Raw genomic sequence first — 14,380 nt, forward strand, 5'->3', positions numbered from 1 at the left:
CGGAGGCGGATCAGGAGAGGCGGCGGCGGGCGGCGGCGACCATCGCCGGCACGGTGTCGGTTCCGCCGGGCAGCGCGTCCAGCGGCCACCAGCGCAGGTCGTCGGACTCGGCGCTGATCCGCGGCACGGCGCCGGCCGGCGCCCGCACGAGGAACCGGACGTCGAGGTGGCGCGTGGGCAGCCCGAGCGAGCAGGTGATCGGGTGGACGTCCACGTGCAGCGGCTCCGGGTCGAGCACGAGCCCGGCCATGCCCGACTCCTCGGTGGCCTCGCGCAGGGCCGCGTCGGCGAGGGACGCGTCGCCGGGCTCGCAGTGCCCGCCCAGCTGGATCCAGCGCCCCACGCGCGGGTGCAGGGTGAGCAGCGTGTGCTGGGCGGCGGCGTCGACCACGAGCGCGGACGCGGTGAGGTGGCCGGGCACGCAGGAGCGCGAGCACGCGTCCTCCGGGCGCGCGTCGAGGAAGGCGAGCAGCGCGTGCCGCAGGCCCTGCTGGCCGGCGTCCACCGGGTCCCACGCCCGCAGCTCGGCGGCCGCGGTGGCGGGCGCTACCACTCGACCAGCCCGGCGCCCGGGTCGCCCGGTGGGCGCGGCTGCAGCGGCTCGGCCGGCACCCCGACGGCGGCGACGCCGAGCGGCCGCAGGCCGGGTGGGACGTCGCCGACGGCGTCCACCGCGTCGGTCGCCGTCCAGCGCGCACCGAGCCCCTCGGCGGCCACCGCCACGAGGAAGGCCTGCACGGCCGCGTCCTCGCCCGGCGAACCGTCGCCGAGGACCACCACCAGCTCGGGCGGTTCGTCCTCGGCGCCGACGGCGTCGAGGAACGCGGCCCGGCGGGCCGGGTCACGCACCCACGCGAACCGCACGGGCGCGGCGGACGCGGCGAGCGCGACCCCCACCGCACGCCGGAGGGCCGCCTCGTCCACCGGGTCGTCGCCGAAGTCGTGGACGTCGCGGGGCAGCAGCAGGGCCTCCCGCCGCCCTTGGGCGATGGCCTCCTCGGTGCCGAGCGAGAACAGGTCCTCCTCGACCGGGCGGACGAGGTCGCGTGCGGTGGACCCGTCGTCCACCGGGTGCAACCCGCGGACGACCGCCACGGGCAGCCCACCGAGCTTCCCCTTCACCAGGTCGGCGGCCGCCGCCAGCTCGTCGGCCAGCGCCACCTCGGTGACGAGCAGCTCGTTGCCCTCGGCGTCGTGCGTGCCCTCGTAGCGGTGCAGAACGGGCAGGCCGGCCGAACCGATCGCCACGTCGGTCTGCCCCACCCGCCAGGTGCGTCCCATGGTGTCGGTGACGACCACCGCGACGTCGACCCCGCGCAGCCGCCGCAGGTCGGCGCGCAGCCTCGCGGCGCTCGCGTCCGGGTCGGCCGGGAGCAGCGCGAGCTCGTCGCGCCGCACGTTGGAGCCGTCGACCCCGGCCGCGGCCTGCACGATGCCGAGCTTGCCCGCCACGATCAGCGTGCGCCCGCGCCGGGCGAGGACGCGCTCGGTTTCGGCGTCGACGAGCTCGCGGCGCAGCGCGTCGCGGGCCTCCGGGTCGGCGGGCGCGGGAACGAGCCTGCCCTCCGCCTTGGAGAAGACCTTCGACGTGACGACCACGACGTCGCCGTCCTCGAGCCACGGCGCCGCAGCGGCCAGCGCACCGGCGAGGTCGTCCCCGGGACGGAACTCGGGGAGCCCGCGGACCGGCAGGACGGTGATCCCCTCGGGAGCGGCGTGATCACGCAACGGTGGTCCCCGCGAGCTCCAGGGCGCGCCGCGCCATCTCCGCGGTGGCCTCGACGTCGGTCATCAGCAGCGGCACGGACCGCACGTCGACCCCGGGAACGTCGGCGGTGTCGCCGCTGTGCACGAGCCAGCCGTCGAGCACGCCCCCGTCGGCGCGCGCCCCGAGGTGCCGGCCGACGGCCTCAGCGGTGGTCTCGACGCCGATCGCGGTGAGGCAGGCGTCGGCCATCCCGCGCACCGGTTTGCCGCCGACGATCGGCGAGAGCCCGACGACCTTCGCCGTCGTCTCGCGCAGCGCGTCGCGCACACCGGGGACGGCGAGGATCGTGCCGATGCTCACCACCGGGTTGGACGGCGCGAGCAGCACGGCGTCGGCGTCCCGGATCGCGTCCCGGGCCGCCGGCAGCACGCTCGCCCGGTCCGCGCCGACCGAGACGATCTCGTGCGCGGTCGGCTCGGCGTGGTGCCGTACCCACCACTCCTGGAAGTGGATCGCCTTGCGCGCCTGCGGGCCCGTGTCCGGGTCGTCCACGACCACGTGCGTCTCCACCCGGTCGTCGGTGGCCGGGAGCAGCCGGACGCCCGGACGCCAGCGGTCGCACAGCGCTGCGGTGACATCCGAGAGCGCGTAGCCCGCGCGCAGCATCCGGCTGCGGACGAGGTGGGTGGCGAGGTCCCGGTCACCGAGGCCGAACCAGGTGGGGTCGGCACCGTAGGCGGCGAGCTCGTCGCGCACCGTCCACGTCTCACCGACCCGGCCCCAGCCGCGTTCGGTGTCGATACCGCCGCCGAGGGTGTACATGCAGGTGTCGAGGTCGGGACAGATGCGGACTCCGTGCATCCACACGTCGTCGCCGACGTTCACGACCGCGGTGACCTCGTGACCCGGGTCGCCCTCGCCGACCGCGGGCAGCCCGAGCGCCGCCTTCACCCCGAGCAGGAACCGGGCGCCACCAACACCGCCCACCAGCACCGTGACCTTCACGCGCGCGAGCCTACGCGCGCGTGATCGCCCCTCCGCTGCTCCGGGTTCCACGGCCGCGGGCGCGGCAGCCGGAGCACCTCCCACGGCGAAGCGCGCGAAGGCCGCGGTGATCACGCGGGCCGGCCGGAGGGGTCAGTCGGGCAGGGTGGAGGCGCGGATCACCAGGCGGGCCGGCATCTCCAGGGTGCCGTGGTGGGGGTGCCGGGCCACCGCGTCGAGCAGCATCCGCGCGGCCCGCCTGCCCAGCTCCTCCAGCTCCATGTCCACGGTGGTGAGCGGGGGACGGCAGGCCAGCGCCATCACGTCCCAGTTGTCGTACCCGGTGACGGCCACGTCGTCGGGGATGCGCCTGCCCAGCTCGCGGAGCCGCTCGCAGACCCCGCGGGCGATCTGGTCGCTGCCGCACGACACGGCGTCGAGGTCGGGGTGGGCGCGCAGAAGCAGGTCGACCGCGCCGCGACCCCACCGCTCGCTCCACTCCCCGTACAGCACCGGGCCGCGGAACGCCGCACCTGCCGTGTCGGCCGCCGCCGCGGCGCGCTCGACGGCGCTGCGGTGCCGCTGCGGCCCCGTGACGTGCGCGATCGCGGTGCGGCCGATGTCCAGGAGGTGCCCGACGGCCGTGGTCGCCCCGCCCCGGTCGTCCACCACGACCGAGGCGTCGGCCGGGTCGGTGGAACCCGAGAAGGCGTACACGACCGGGACCGGCACCTTGATCGGTGACCGCGGCTCGGTGCGCCGTCCGGTGACGATGATCCCGTCGACGCGCCGGGCGAGCAGCGTGCGGACGTAGTGCTGCTCGCGCACCGGGTCGTCGCGGGTGTCGCAGAGCAGCAGCGCCATCTCCCCCGCGGAGAGGGCGTCCTCGGCGCCGAGCATGATCGGGATGCTGAACCGGCCCGAGCTGTCGGTGGTGATCAGCCCGACCGTGTAGCTGCGCCCCGACGACAAGGCCCGGCCACGGCCGTCGGGGGTGAAGCCGAGCTGTTCGGCCGCGCGCCGGACCCGCTCGCGCGTCTCGCGGCGCAGCTGGCCGGTGTCGTTCAGCGCCTTGGACGCCGTGCCGGGTGACACCCCGGCCAGCGCCGCGACGTCGGTGATGCGGACGGCGCCGGTACGGCCACTCGTCACCGGCACTCCTTTCCGTACGTTCCGAACGATCGCAGCTTACCCGTGGGAGCAACCGAGTTCCGCTTGACTCTGCCGTGGCGCCCGCCTACGGTCCGTTCGGAAAACGAATTCCTAATTTTCCGCGAGATTGGGAGTGGCATGACGGCGACCTCGCCCTCGACCAGCACGAGCAGGCCCGCGGCCCCGACGTCAGCGGCCCGGGTGGCGCTACGCCCGCTCGGCATCGGCGACGTCCGGATCGGTGGCTTCTGGGCCGACCGGCAGCGGGCCAACGCGTCGGCCATCCCTTTGGGGCGGCAGCGGCTGGAGGAGGCGGGCAACCTCCAGAACCTGCGCATCGCCGCCGGGCAGGCCGACGGCGAGGCGATCGGCCCGGTCTTCGCCGACTCCGACGTCTACAAGTGGCTCGAGGCCGTCGCGTGGGAGTACGCCCGCGAGCCGTCGGACGCGCTGCTGGAGATGCAGCGGGAGGTCACCGCGCTCGTCGCGGCGGCGCAGTCGGACGACGGGTACCTCAACTCGGTGGTGCAGGTCCGCCACCGCGACCAGCGCTACACCGACCTGCCGTGGAGCCACGAGCACTACTGCGCGGGGCACCTCGTCCAGGCCGCCGTGGCGCAGGTGCGCTGCACCGGCGACACCGCGCTGCTCGACGTGGCGGTGAAGCTCGCCGACCACCTCGCGGACACGTTCGGCGAGGACCGCCGCCACGACGTCGACGGGCACCCGGTGATCGAGATGGCGCTGGTGGAGCTGTACCGCGTGACCGGCGACCCGCGCCACCTGGAGCTGGCCCGCTACTTCACCGAGGCGCGCGGTCACGGGCTCATGGCGGGCTACGGCCAGGAACCCACCTACTTCTCCGACCGGGTGCCGGTGCGCGAGGCCACCACCGTCGAGGGGCACGCCGTGCGGGCGGTGTACCTCGCGGCGGGCGCCGCCGACCTCGCCGCGGAGCTGGGCGACGACGGGCTGCTGGACGCGCTGCGCACGCAGTTCGACCACATGACCGCCACCAAGATGTACGTCACCGGCGGGCTCGGTTCCCGCTGGGACCGCGAGGCCTTCGGCGACCCCTACGAGCTGCCCACCGACCGCGCCTACGCCGAGACGTGCGCGGCGATCGGCGGCGTCCAGTGGGCGTGGCGGATGCTGCTGGCCACCGGCGACGCCCGCTACGCCGACGCCATCGAGCGGATGCTGTTCAACGGCTTCCTGTCCGGGGTCTCCCTGGCCGGCACCGAGTACTTCTACGTCAACCCGCTGCAGCACCGCAGCGACGCCCACGCCGACGGCAACCGCTCCCCGGCGCACGGCCGCCGCGGCTGGTTCGACTGCGCCTGCTGCCCGCCCAACGTCATGCGCACGCTCGCCGGCCTGGAGGGCTACATCGCCAGTCGCGATGACTCTGGCCTGCAATTGCACCAGTACGCGCCGGGCACTGTCACCGCGGGCGACACCGCGCTGACCGTCGAGACCGGGTACCCGTGGGACGGCCTGGTGCGGGTCCGCGTCGACGCCGCTCCCGGCCCGGTCACGCTGTCGCTGCGCGTGCCGGCCTGGGCGGAGGGTGCCACCGTCGGTGGCGCACCCGCCGGGCCCGGCTACGTCCGGGTGCAGGCCGCGGCGGGCGACGTCGTGGAGCTGCGCCTGCCGATGGAGGTGCGCACCACCACCGCCCACCCGCGCGTCGACGCCGTGCGCGGCTGCGTCGCAGTGGAGCGCGGCCCGCTGGTGTACGCGGCCGAGCAGGCCGACCACGACACCCCGGTCGACGACCTGCGCATCGACCTCGGCGCCCCGCGGGTGAGCGAGCACCGCCCGGACCTGCTGGGCGGCGTCACGGTCGTCACGGCGGGCGAGCTCACCCTCGTGCCGTACTACGCGTGGGCCAACCGCGGTCCCGCCCCGATGCGCGTCTGGATCCCCACCACCTAGAGCCCCAGCCCGCCTGGAGAGGACAGTGTTGACCTCACCGACGACCTCACGCCGCGGTTTCCTCCGCATCGCCGGCCTCGGCGCGCTCGCCGCCGGGCTGCCCGCGTGCAGCTCGGTGCTGCCGGCACCGGACACCACCGCGCCCGGCTTCGGCACCTCGGCCACCGGCACCGTGCGCGTCTGGTGCCGGGCGAACACCCAGACCGGGCTCACCGCGCTCGTCGACGCGTTCAACGCGAGCCAGGACCGGCTGACCGTCGAGCTCACGCCGATCCCGGACGTCCAGTACGTCACGAAGCTCGCCACCGTGATCCGTGCGCGGGACGTGCCGGACCTGGTGGACATCGACGACATCAACTCGCTGCTGTTCGTCTTCCGCGACGCGTTCACCGATCTGACCGACCTGATCGCGCAGCTGGACTTCGCCGACCGGCTCAGCCCGGGGCACCTCGCGCTGGGCACGGTCGGCGACCGCCGCTACGCCGTCCCCTACCTCGCCGACAACTCCGCGCTGTTCTGCAACACCCGGCTGTTCGAGCAGGCCGGACTGGACGTCGACGAGGCCACCACCGACCTCGACTCCCTGCTCGACGCCGCCCGGCGGATCACCGCGCTGGGCGGCGACGTGAAGGGCTGGACGTTCCCCGGCAACTCGCAGGGTGCGCTCGGGTTCGTGGTGCAGCCGCACATCTGGGCCGCCGACACCGACCTGATCCGGGGCGACGTGGGCGCCCAGTCCGGCAACGTCATCGGCAACGAGGCCGTGGCGCAGCTGCTGGAGTTCTACCGGGCGCTGTGGGTGGACGGGCTCGCCCCGCAGGAGAACTTCGCCGACGACGCCTCCCGGTGGGGATCGGACTACCTGGCCGGCCGGATCGGCATGATGCCCACCAACTACAGCACGATCACCACGGACGCCGACCCGGCGATCGTGGCGGCCACGACGGTGCGGCTGCTGCCGGGGCCGGGAGGCGGCCGCGCGTTCTTCGACGGCGGCGACAACATGTGCATCCCGCGCGGCGCCGCCAACGCGTCCGGGGCCTGGGAGTTCGTGCGGTTCGCGCTCGACGTCCCGCAGCAGTCCGCGCTCCCCGAGGGCGGCTACACGCCCGTGCGCTCCGACGTCGCGACGCCCGAGTTCGCGGCGAAGTACCCGCTGGTGCTGCCGTCGCTGCAGGCGCAGAACGAGGGCTACGCACCGAAGACGCTGTCCTACAACGAGATCTACAACCAGCCGGACGGACCGTGGCTGACGATGTTCCGCCGCGCGGTCTTCGACGGCGAGATCGAGGCGGCCATGGCAGAGGCGCAGCAGGGCTACGACCGGATCCTCGGGCAGGCGAGGGCATGAGCGAGCTTGCGAGCGCGCCATCGACACGCCGCCCGGCGAAGCCGCACGAGCGCAGCGAGGGCGAGCGATGAGCACGGCGACCGCGCCCGCGCCCGCAAGGGCGTCGGCCGCTCACCGGCGCGGCACCGGGCGGCACCACTCCCTGACCCATCCGCCCCGGGTGGGGTTGCTGCTGGTGGCCCCGGCGCTGCTGATGATCGCGGTGTTCGTCCTCGCGCCACTGCTGTTCGCGCTCGGGATCTCGTTCACGAACTGGCCGCTCATCGGCGACGTCGCGCCGGCCGGGCTCACGAACTACGTGAACATCGCGGGCGACACCGGCTTCCTGCGGGCGATCGGCTACACGCTGCTGTACACCGCCATCGTCACGCTGCCGATCCTCGTGCTCGGCTACGTGCTCGCGGTGCTGGTGCGCGGCAGGCGCCGGGGCTCGACGCTGCTGCGCACCGTGTTCTTCCTGCCGTTCGTGGTGGGCCTGTCCACGCTGTCGTTCATCACCATCCTCGAGGCCCAGCCGACGAGCGGCGCGGTCAACCTCGTGCTGGCGGCGCTCGGCATCACCGACGGCAGCACGGCGTGGCTGGTGGACGGCCCGCTGGCCACCGGCCTGATCTCGGTGCTCGTGATCTGGGGCGTCGCGGGGCTCACCATGCTGCTGCTCATGGCCGGCATGCAGGCCATCCCGCGCGAGGTCTACGAGTCGGCCGACCTCGACGGCGCGAGCTGGTGGCAGCAGGAGTGGCGGATCACGATCCCGATGCTGCGCCGCACGATCGCGATGAGCCTCGTGATCTCGGTGATCGGCTCGCTGCTGGCGTTCACCCAGTTCTACGTGCTGACGAACGGCGGGCCGGGGTCGGCGACGACGACCGTCGTGCTCTACATCTACAAGCGCGCCTTCGTGCAGCTCCAGCTCGGCGCGGCGTCGGCGCTGTCGATCGTGCTCGTCGTCGTGGTGGCGCTGGTGACGGCCGTGCAGCTGTGGCTGCTGCGGGGCGAGGAGTGAGGCGATGACACGTTCCACGACGGGCAGGCGCGAGACGCACACCAAGCAGGTCCTCTACGCCGTGGGCGGCACCGGCGCCTTCCTCGTCTTCGCCGTGCCGCTGGTGTGGGCGCTCCTCCGGTCGGTGCAGCCGGGCGACGTCATCGTCGCCGCGCCGGACCCGGCCACGTTCTTCGACCTCACCGGTGAGAACTTCGCGGCGCTGGTGACCGGCCCCGGCAACCTGATCCGGGCGGTCGGCAACAGCCTCGTGGTGGCGCTGTCCACGGCCGCGCTCACCACCGTGCTCGCCACCGCGGCGGGATACGGCTTCGCCCGGTTCCGATTCCGGTCGGCGCCGGTGCTGTTCGCGCTGGTCGTCGCGTCGATGATGGTGCCGTTCCAGGCGATCCTCACCCCGCTCTACCTGCAGATGAACCTCATGCGTCTCACCGACAGCCTCCTCGGGCTGGTGCTGTTCAACACCACGGTCCACCTGCCCTTCGGCATCCTCGTGATGCGCAACGCCTTCTCCTCCGTGCCCGGGGAGCTGGAGGACTCGGCGCACATCGACGGCGCGAACACGTTCCGGATCGTCACGTCCGTGCTGCGGCCGCTGATCGTGCCCGGGGCGGCCACGGTGGCGCTGTACGCGTTCCTCGCCGCGTGGACCGAGTTCCTCGGTGCGCTCACGTTCCTCACCGACCGCGACCTCTACACGATCCCGGTCGCGCTCGTGAACCTCCAGCAGGGCACGTACGGGCAGATCGACTACGGGTTGCTGGCGGCCGGTGCGGTGATCGCGATGATCCCCTGCGTCGTGCTGTACGTCGCGCTCCAACGCTTCTACGTGGCGGGGCTGGCCTCGGGGGCGGTGAAGGGCTGACCCGTCCGCGTCACCCGCCCGGGGCGATCTGCGTGACGAGCGAGAGCACGGCACCGGGGCCGTCCTCGGCGCGGACCCGGCGGGCGAGCTCGGTGGCGCGGTCGCGGTAGGTCGCCCGGTCGAGGCAGGAACGCAGCGCGTCGGCCAGTGTCTCGGCGGTCAGCTCCGGCAGTGGCAGCGGGCGCGGCGCAACGCCGAGTAGGTGCAGCCTGGACGCCCAGAACGGCTGGTCGACCAGTACGGGCACCGGGACCGCCGGCACTCCGGCACGCAGCCCGGCCCCGGTGGTGCCTGCTCCGGCGTGGTGGACGACGGCGGCCATCCGCGGGAACAGCCACTCGTGCGGCAGGTCGCCGACCAGCAGGATGTCGTCCCCGACGGGGCCGAGCTCCGCCCAGCCGGACTGCACCACGGCCCGCACGCCGGCCCGTTCGACGGCGGCCGCGACGACGGCGTGCAGCCGCCCGTGGGACGGGGTCATGCTGCCGAACCCGACGAACACGGGAGGGGGACCGGCCTGCAGGAAGTCCACGAGCCGGGCCGGCGGCCGCCACCCCGGCGACGGGGCGGGCCACCAGTACCCGGTCACGTGGGTCGTGACCGGCCAGTCGGCGGGTCGCGGGACCACCGCCGGGCTGAAGCCGTGGCAGATCGGCCAGTCGTCCGGCGGGGCCTGCTCCCCCGCGGCAGCGGGGAGATCGAACCGGGTGCGCAGCCGCCGCAGCACATCGGCGTGGAGGGAGCCGGTCCGGGCGAGCACCTCACGGGCCGCGGCGAGGTTGTCGGCGGGCGAGACCTGCCCGGGCTCGGGCCACCCGGGAGGTGGGAACTCCCGGGTCGGCACGCCCGGCGCGAGGTAGACCCCGATGCTCGGGATGCCGAAGCCCCCGGCGACCAGCCGGCTGAGCGGCGCCGGGCCGAAGGCGGTGAGCAGGAGGTCGGTGCCTGCGGCCACGGCGGCGACCACACCATCGCCCAGCTCGTCGAGGAACTCGGCGAAGACCGACCGCGCGTCCTCAGGGGAGGGGGCGGCCGTGCGTGCGCGCACGAGCTCGACCGGATCGCCGGGGAGCGTCCGGTGCTCCAGCCCGCTCCCGCGCACGAGTTCGGCGAACCGGTCGTGTGCGGCGAGCGCCACCTCGTGACCCGCCTGCTGCAACCGCACGCCCAGCCCCGTGAACGGCGCGACGTCGCCCCGGGAACCCGCTGTCACGATCAGAATCCGCATCGACTCGCCCCACCACCCAGGCGTTCGGCCGGACCCTGGTGCCCCAGCCGGAGTACGTGATCATTCTTCTCGCGGTCCCGGCTCGGGGCGGGCGGATCGGCTCGGGTGTGTGTGATCGGCCCGCATGCCGCTCCGCCCATGGGTCCGGGTCCCGACGCCCGCTCCCGCGCCGCAAAAATGATCATGACAGCGACGACGACCCCCCGCAATCGGATCTCGTGCCTCGGCCTACGTCATGGCTGCGTGCAAGACCGCGGCGTCCTCCTCGGGAGGCCTCCTGGCGGCGCCACGCATCGTGCGGGGCCGCCCCTCGCAGCTCAAGGGCGCTGCGCGTCGCTCCGCGATCGCTGCGCGACCCGTGACCCGTGACCCGTGAGCCTCCGATCTGGCCGCCCTTTCGCCTTGAGTGTGCTGCACGTCGGATGACACTCGGGTCAGATCGCGCGGTAGTCCTTCGCCGCGAAGCGCGGGCCGAAACGGGGCCTGCGGAACCCCGAGGCCTCGATGTAGCGCACCGCCCGGTGGCGCTGCGGCGCGTACGGGGCCAGCACGGCGAGCATCCCGGCGTCGTCGAGGGGGCGGCCGAGCAGCGCCCAGCCGACGACCGACGGGATGTGGAAGTCGCCGACGCTCACCGCGTCCGGGTCGCCCCACACCCGCTGGGCCACCTCGGCCGCGGTCCACACCCCGATGCCGGGCACCTTGCGCAGCAGCTCCCGCCCGCGGTCGCCGCGCAGCTCACAGGCCGCCTCCAGCCGGTGGGCCACCACGGCCGAGGCCAGTACCGCGCGCCGGCGTGCCAGATCAACTCCTGCCCGGTGCCACTCCCAGTCCGGGATCGCGCGCACCTGCGCCGGCGACGGCGGGAGCCGCATGCCGTCCGGGACGGGCCCCGGCGCCGGGTCGCCGTAACGCCGGCACAGCTCGCGCCACGAGCGACGTGCCTCGGTGCCGGTGACCTTCTGCTCCAGCACCGACGGCACCAGCACGTCCCACACCCGCATCGACGCGCCGAGGCGCAGCCCTGGCATCCGCTTCGCCGTGTCGGCGACCAGCGGGTGGTGGGCGACGAACTCCTCCGGCCGGTCATCCGCGCCGAGCAGCGCCGGGACCCCGTCGAGGGTCCACGCGCTGCCCGGCCCCCACGCCTGCGCGACCACGGTGCCGTCGGAGCGCCGGTGCAGCCGCAGCGTTGCCGATCCGTCCGGTGTGGTGCCGGTCCGCCAGATCGCCGAGCCGTCGGCGCGCCACGTGGGGTCGCCGCGGCCGCGCCGCAGCGGGCCGAGCACGCCGGCCACGTCCAGCCGGAAGTCCGGCCGCCACTCCCGCGTGCTCGCGCCGGTCACGATCAGACGTCGGGGGAGAAGCGCAGCCCGTGCGGGGGCAGCGTGACGTCGGGCCAGATCCGCATGCCGTGCCGCAGCTCGCAGTGGGCGCCGACGACGGACCGGTCCCCGATCACGGCGTCGTACACGGCCGCGCTCTCCTCGATGCGCGCAGCGTTCCCGACCACCGAGTTCACCACGCGGGCGTTCTCCCCGACGACGGCGCCGTCGAACAGCATCGAGCCGTCGACCCGGGCCCCCTTGCCGATCTCCACGTCGCGGCCGACGATCGTGCCGCCGAACACGCGGGCGCTGTCGTCGACGTGTGCGCCGTCCAGCAGCAGCGACTCGCCGGTCGGCCCGGGCAGCGCGTCCGACGGCGCGACACCGCGGACCAGGTCGGCGGAGCCCTTCACCAGGTCGAGCGGGGTGCCCAGGTCGCGCCAGTAGGCGGCGTCGACGTGCCCGGAGACGCGGGCGCCCGACTCCAGCATGCCGGGGAACGTCTCACGCTCGACCGACACCGCCCGGCCCTCCGGGATCGACTCGATCACCTCGCGGCGGAACACGTAGCAGCCGGCGTTGATCTGGTCGGTCGGCGGGTCCTCGGTCTTCTCCAGGAACGCCGTGACACGGCCGTCGTCGTCGGTGGGCACGCAGCCGAACGCGCGCGGGTCCTGCACGCGCACGAGGTGCAGGGTGGCGTCGGCCTTGGTGCGGCGGTGCGTGTCCACCACGGCGTTCAGGTCCGTGCCGCACAGCACGTCGCCGTTGAAGACCAGCACGTCGGGGGCGGTCAGGTACTTGTAGACGTTCCGGATGCCACCACCGGTGCCCATCGGCTCGGTCTCGACCACGTACTCCAGCTCGAGGCCCATCTCGGAGCCGTCACCGAAGAACTCGGAGAAGGTCTCGGCGAGGTAGCTCGTGCCGAGCACCACGCGGCGCACGCCGGCCGCCTGGATCCGCGAGAGCAGGTGTGCCAGGAACGGCACGCCGGCGGTCGGCAACATGGGCTTCGGCGCCGACAGCGTGAGCGGCCGCAGCCGCGTTCCCTTGCCGCCGACCAGCACCACGGCCTCGACGTCGTCCAGCACGCGCTCTCCTCCTACGGTTTCGGGTCAGGTGCGCGGCGCGCGAGCGCCGCCAGCGCCCGCGCCGGTCCACGAGCGCGGTCGCGCACGTACCGGTGCCTCCCGGCCGCGTGCGGCTCCAGGATGCCGTGCCCGTTCCCGATCGTGTCATCGGGCTCGACATCCGCCGCCGCCTCCGCCACGGACACGACGAGCCATCCCGCCCGGCCCAGCCGGTCGCCCAGGTCGACGTCGCCGATCCCACCGGGTCCGTCCAGGTAGCGGCCGTCGAAGCCGTCGACGGAGTCCCACGCGGCCCGGCGGACGAGCGCGCCCGCCGTGGACACCCACCCCGTCCGCCCGGCGCCCGCGGCGGCCGGGAGCCGGCCGCGCGCGACGGCGAGCAGGCCCGGCACCGGGCCCCCGGTGGGCCCGCCGACGCCGCGCAGCGCCGCCCCCAGCAACCCGGCCCGAGGGTGGCGCGCCGCGGCCGCGAGCAACGCCCCGATCGCGCCCGGACGCCACCTCACCCGTGGGTCGGCGAGCACGACCATGCCCACCTCCGGTTCCAGCCCGGCCACCGCCCGGTTGACCGCCGCCGCCCGCCCCACGTCCTCGGGCAACCGCAGCACGTCGCCGTCCCCCCTGTCCCCGTTGCTCGCGGACGCGGTGTCGACGACGACCAGCCGGGTGCCGGCGGGCAGCGAGGCCCGCAGGCCGTCGACGGACGGCCGCCCCCGCCGCGTGACGGTGACGACGGTGAGCGCCTCGCCGTACTCCCGCACGGGATCGGTCTCCACGCACCGGACGGTAGCCGGAGGCCGCGGGTCCCGAGGTTCGGGAACGCCACGTTCCTGTGCTCCAGGATCACGAACGTGGCGTTCCCGAACCTCGCACGGCCTCGACGAGCGCCGCGATGTCCCCCGGGCCCACCCGGCAGCACCCACCGACGATCCGCGCCCCCGCCGCGACCCACCGGCGGGCGTCGGCGGCGCTGAAGCAGGAGGGCCCGGTCCACCCCCTGCCGTCCCAGCTCTGCCCGCTGTTGGGGTAGGCGATCACCGGTTTGCCCGTCACCGCACGGGCCAGCGCGACGGCGGCCGGGACGTCCGCGGGCGCGCAGCAGTTGACCCCGACGGCCACGATCCCCGGCCGGCCGGCGACCACGGAGAAGGCGTCGGCGAGCGGCTGGCCCGCCCGGGTGCGGTCGCCGTCGATGCTGTAGGTCAGCCACGCCGGCACCCCGAGCCCGGCGACGACGTCGACGAGCGCCTCGGCCTCGTCGGCGTCGGGCACGGTCTCGAGCGCGAGCAGGTCGGGCCCCGCCGACGCGAGCACCTCCGCCCGTGGCCGGTGCCACGCCCGCAGGGCGGCGACGGAGAGCCCGTAGCGGCCGCGGTACTCCGACCCGTCGGCCAGCGCGGCACCGTACGGGCCGACCGAGGCGGCGACCCACCGCCGGCGTCCGCCCGCGGCCGCCGCCGCGTCCCGCGCCAGCCCGACGCTGCGCCGCAGCAGCGCCTCCGCCCCGGACCGGTCGACGCCGTGGGCGGCGAAGCCGTCGAAGGAGGCCTGGTAGCTCGCGGTGATCGCGATGTCTGCACCCGCGGCGAAGAAGGCGCGGTGCACGGCCGTGATCTCCGCGGGCGCATCGACCAGCAGCCGCGCCGACCACAGCGCGTCGGAGAGGTCGTGCCCGCGCGCCTCGAGCGCGGTGGCCAGGCCGCCGTCGGTGACCCACGGCACTTCC

Annotated in this window: 13 protein-coding genes; 4 read left to right on the forward strand and 9 right to left on the reverse strand. The window is 74.6% G+C overall.

Annotated elements, in window-relative coordinates; translation table 11 throughout:
- Nucleotides 1–10: 10 nt before the first annotated feature.
- The 4 genes from ABEA81_RS03025 to ABEA81_RS03040 form a co-directional block, all read right to left on the reverse strand.
- Complete coding sequence (locus tag ABEA81_RS03025; protein ID WP_345603060.1) at nt 11–553, reverse strand: NUDIX hydrolase; 543 nt, start codon at nt 551–553, stop codon at nt 11–13.
- Nucleotides 547–1,728, reverse strand: coding sequence for a coenzyme F420-0:L-glutamate ligase (locus ABEA81_RS03030; RefSeq protein WP_345603061.1), 1,182 nt, complete (start codon nt 1,726–1,728; stop codon nt 547–549). The genes ABEA81_RS03025 and ABEA81_RS03030 overlap by 7 nt, the downstream gene beginning before the upstream one ends.
- Nucleotides 1,721–2,713 (reverse strand): 2-phospho-L-lactate transferase, encoded by a 993-nt coding sequence (gene cofD, locus ABEA81_RS03035; RefSeq protein WP_345603062.1) that lies wholly within the window; start codon nt 2,711–2,713, stop codon nt 1,721–1,723. Before cofD ends, ABEA81_RS03030 begins: the two co-directional genes overlap by 8 nt.
- 132 nt (nt 2,714–2,845) lie before the next feature.
- Nucleotides 2,846–3,844: a LacI family DNA-binding transcriptional regulator gene (locus ABEA81_RS03040; protein WP_345603063.1), complete on the reverse strand. Its 999-nt coding sequence runs from the start codon at nt 3,842–3,844 to the stop codon at nt 2,846–2,848.
- A 138-nt stretch (nt 3,845–3,982) separates the two neighbouring features.
- Here ABEA81_RS03040 and ABEA81_RS03045 point away from each other — a divergent pair, with 138 nt between their 5' ends.
- The 4 genes from ABEA81_RS03045 to ABEA81_RS03060 all read left to right on the forward strand — a co-directional run bounded on the left by ABEA81_RS03045 (nt 3,983) and on the right by ABEA81_RS03060 (nt 9,004).
- Nucleotides 3,983–5,782, forward strand: a complete 1,800-nt coding sequence (locus tag ABEA81_RS03045) for a glycoside hydrolase family 127 protein (protein ID WP_345603065.1) — start codon at nt 3,983–3,985, stop codon at nt 5,780–5,782.
- 28 nt (nt 5,783–5,810) lie between these two features.
- Nucleotides 5,811–7,133, forward strand: a complete 1,323-nt coding sequence (locus tag ABEA81_RS03050; protein WP_345603066.1) for an ABC transporter substrate-binding protein — start codon at nt 5,811–5,813, stop codon at nt 7,131–7,133.
- 67 nt (nt 7,134–7,200) lie between these two features.
- A complete protein-coding gene (locus tag ABEA81_RS03055) occupies nt 7,201–8,139 on the forward strand; it encodes a carbohydrate ABC transporter permease (RefSeq protein WP_345603068.1) in 939 nt (312 codons plus the stop codon).
- Nucleotides 8,140–8,143: 4 nt separating this feature from the next.
- Nucleotides 8,144–9,004 carry a carbohydrate ABC transporter permease gene (locus ABEA81_RS03060; RefSeq protein WP_345603069.1) on the forward strand — a complete coding sequence of 287 codons (861 nt, stop codon included), beginning with the start codon at nt 8,144–8,146 and terminating at the stop codon, nt 9,002–9,004.
- 10 nt (nt 9,005–9,014) lie between these two features.
- Here the strand turns inward: ABEA81_RS03060 and ABEA81_RS03065 are convergent, their stop codons facing one another.
- The 5 genes from ABEA81_RS03065 to mmuM all read right to left on the reverse strand — a co-directional run bounded on the left by ABEA81_RS03065 (nt 9,015) and on the right by mmuM (nt 14,376).
- Nucleotides 9,015–10,217, reverse strand: a complete 1,203-nt coding sequence (locus ABEA81_RS03065) for a glycosyltransferase (protein ID WP_345603070.1) — start codon at nt 10,215–10,217, stop codon at nt 9,015–9,017.
- A gap of 449 nt (nt 10,218–10,666) precedes the next feature.
- Nucleotides 10,667–11,578, reverse strand: a complete 912-nt coding sequence (locus ABEA81_RS03070) for a DNA-3-methyladenine glycosylase family protein (RefSeq protein ID WP_345603071.1) — start codon at nt 11,576–11,578, stop codon at nt 10,667–10,669.
- Nucleotides 11,579–11,580: 2 nt separating this feature from the next.
- Nucleotides 11,581–12,651 (reverse strand): mannose-1-phosphate guanylyltransferase, encoded by a 1,071-nt coding sequence (gene manB / locus ABEA81_RS03075; RefSeq protein WP_345603277.1) that lies wholly within the window; start codon nt 12,649–12,651, stop codon nt 11,581–11,583.
- A 14-nt stretch (nt 12,652–12,665) separates the two neighbouring features.
- On the reverse strand, nt 12,666–13,430 hold the full coding sequence (locus tag ABEA81_RS03080) for a glycosyltransferase family 2 protein (RefSeq protein WP_345603072.1): 765 nt from the start codon (nt 13,428–13,430) through the stop codon (nt 12,666–12,668).
- A gap of 67 nt (nt 13,431–13,497) precedes the next feature.
- Nucleotides 13,498–14,376 (reverse strand): homocysteine S-methyltransferase, encoded by an 879-nt coding sequence (gene mmuM, locus ABEA81_RS03085; RefSeq protein WP_345603073.1) that lies wholly within the window; start codon nt 14,374–14,376, stop codon nt 13,498–13,500.
- Between the last annotated feature and the right edge of the window lie 4 nt (nt 14,377–14,380).

The sequence above is a fragment of the Pseudonocardia adelaidensis genome (assembly GCF_039543345.1).
GTDB classification, from domain to species: Bacteria; Actinomycetota; Actinomycetes; order Mycobacteriales; family Pseudonocardiaceae; genus Pseudonocardia; species Pseudonocardia adelaidensis.

What these genes read in the sequence shown, in the direction of transcription:
- ABEA81_RS03060 (WP_345603069.1), top strand. Translation starts at nt 8,144, where the DNA reads ATGACACGTTCCACGACGGGCAGGCGCGAGACGCACACCAAGCAGGTC.
- ABEA81_RS03055 (WP_345603068.1), top strand. Translation starts at nt 7,201, where the DNA reads ATGAGCACGGCGACCGCGCCCGCGCCCGCAAGGGCGTCGGCCGCTCAC.
- ABEA81_RS03045 (WP_345603065.1), top strand. Translation starts at nt 3,983, where the DNA reads ATGACGGCGACCTCGCCCTCGACCAGCACGAGCAGGCCCGCGGCCCCG.